This is a genomic window from Pseudomonas syringae pv. cilantro, assembly GCF_001293775.1.
In the GTDB taxonomy this organism is placed as follows: Bacteria; Pseudomonadota; Gammaproteobacteria; order Pseudomonadales; family Pseudomonadaceae; genus Aquipseudomonas; species Aquipseudomonas syringae_P.
The window spans coordinates 298,744-299,821 of sequence record NZ_LGLN01000067.1 but is presented as its reverse complement, the minus strand read 5'-3'; the positions used below and the strand labels follow the sequence as shown (position 1 = coordinate 299,821).

General features: G+C 49.2%; 1 protein-coding gene and 3 pseudogenes. All 4 read left to right on the top strand.

Annotation, left to right across the window (positions count from 1 at the left end; all coding sequences use genetic code 11):
* Nucleotides 1-155: pseudogene (locus ABJ99_RS18605) on the top strand (permease); the annotation flags it as partial.
* Nucleotides 156-211: 56 nt separating this feature from the next.
* Nucleotides 212-352, top strand: a pseudogene (locus ABJ99_RS28360) (GNAT family N-acetyltransferase); the annotation flags it as partial.
* Complete coding sequence (locus ABJ99_RS18600) at nt 340-696, top strand: hypothetical protein (protein WP_230081052.1); 357 nt, start codon at nt 340-342, stop codon at nt 694-696. The pseudogene ABJ99_RS28360 and the gene ABJ99_RS18600, both read left to right, overlap by 13 nt.
* Nucleotides 697-700: 4 nt before the next feature.
* Nucleotides 701-1,078: pseudogene (locus ABJ99_RS29280) on the top strand (permease); the annotation flags it as partial.

The window sequence follows — 1,078 nt, the reverse complement described above, 5'->3', positions numbered from 1 at the left end:
GCAAGCGTCTGATGATCGTCACCCACCGTACCGACGTCACGCTGGGCTTCGAGGCTCGATTCCGGCACGAGGTGCTGTTCAACAAGTACCTGAGTTTTCTCCACACCGTGCTCCCCTCCACTGCTGAGTTCACCGAAAAACGCTGGAAGTGGTAGCACGCTCAAGCTAACGTACAGCCCATTGTTCAAGCCCACTTTCACCCAGGCCTCTCATGATCCAGATCCGCCCCATGACCCCGGAAGACTTCGACCGCTTCTGGCCCACCTTCCAGGCCATCGTCATTGCTCAGGAAACCTACGCTTACGATCTTGCGCTCACTCAGGAGCAGGCGCGCAATCTGTGGATGAAGATTTTCTGGATCGGGGGCAGCTCAGAAATAGTAGTCAATTTGGGTCTTTGAGCGGCAAACGTATAGAAAAAGCCCATGAAGACTTAACTTTTCCGCGGATGCCTCCCGAGAACGAAGATGTAATTTGGGAAACCTGGGTCCCATTAAAACAAGACGCATACTTCCTGGAACTGCAAATTTGGTATCCATATAACTTCATAAATCCTGGCGAAGAAGACAGGGGCTATCTATTTCAGATGGAGTTAGACACTCAAGGAAGTACGTCTATCGATGGTTTGACAGCAACTGATCTTGAAGTGAAGTCATCAAGTCGAGCCGGCTTCCTGACGCTCGAAATTGCGGAATAACGATATGACCAAGAAACAATTAGCACTCCAGCCGGAAGCTATAATCTCAGAAAACTGCGTTAACCTGGTAAAGCCCGAGATAGCAACACATCCCTCGACAGGCGGAGACGTTCTGAACTGGAAAATTAAAACCATCGCATCTCATCATTGGGAAGTTATGCGAATGCAGTTACTTTTAGGGTTAGGTCATATAGCTATGTTTCTGTTCAACGTCTGGATATGGTGGGATGCATTCATCCAGGAACCACATTGGGCAGTCATACTCACACTGGTTTTTGCGGGGAATTATGCCTACTTCGTAGGCCTGCTCATCCGCCAAAAAACCATCTATCACTACACCATCAAAACCGACCGGGCCTCTGTCGAATACTACCTCCACTAC